This window comes from Alkalibacterium psychrotolerans (assembly GCF_054784355.1).
In genome coordinates this window covers 1-991 of the sequence record NZ_BAAGPH010000071.1, presented here as the reverse complement: position 1 = coordinate 991, position 991 = coordinate 1, and the positions used below count along the sequence as shown (strand labels likewise).

General features: G+C 39.2%; 1 protein-coding gene. It reads right to left on the bottom strand.

Going from position 1 to position 991, the window contains the following annotated elements; all coding sequences use genetic code 11:
• Positions 1-208: 208 nt before the first annotated feature.
• Positions 209-991 (bottom strand): IS6 family transposase (locus ACYVLS_RS08925; RefSeq protein ID WP_460323713.1); only part of this gene is annotated, 783 nt, incomplete at its 5' end.

The following is a 991-nucleotide window of genomic DNA, read 5'->3' as shown; positions in this document are numbered from 1 at the left end:
GGTAACACCCAATAATCTATGAAAAACTATGTATTAAAAAAATCTTGTTGCTCGTTTGATACTTGCTATTGATCAGGCTAAATAAATACTGATTTTTAAAAAAAGTTAGTCCTTAATAAAAGTCTGTTTAGTGATGAGAAGCGTAAAAAAGGCACATTAAAAAACCGTCAGTTTAACGTATTTTTGATAGGTTAGAGTGAATGCAAAATCAGTCCAGATATTGAAGAAGTCCGTTTCCAAAATTTAATAAACGAATCCACTTGTCCGGCATGGTTTTCGCATCATCATGGATAAAAGGAATTCTCACGGGAACTTCACCACCCAAGGACTGATGAGGACGTAAGAAGTTGAAGCAGGCGGTAAAGCAAGCCACGTGTGCTCGAGCGCCATTCACTGACTTGAACCCATGGGTTCCACGGTAATGTCCTTTATACGTTCGGTTTAATCGTTCGATGATTTGTTTGAGTGGACGATACTGTCTTGAGACGTCATCCTCATTGGTTAAACCAATGACCTGAGTGATAGTGAAATTTAAATCATGCTGGGCTAAGAAATGTTGAGCCAATTTATAAATGGGATTGCCATCAACGATAAGGTTTAAATCCTTAGGGATTTCACTAGCTATATAGTGGTCCAGCACATCATGAATGGATCGGATGGCTAATTCAGTATTGCGTTTGTCTGATACGCGTTGTGACAGAATAATTTTATTTTTTGCGTCAAAGAAATAACAGATATAGTGCCATTTCTTTCCGACACGAATGTAGGTCTCATCTCCGCAAATCTGATCAGAAAGATTATAGGGATAATGCTGCGTAAGCGTGTATAATTGGGCGCCCGCTGCTGACGCATAGTTTAATACTGTTTGTCTACCGATTTTTACTCCGTGCATATCGTAGATTAATGCGGCTACCTTTGGTGCGGGCAACCCGTAATTAACATGATAGGTCAAGATTTCACCTAATAAACGTGGGGACGCATGAATACGATT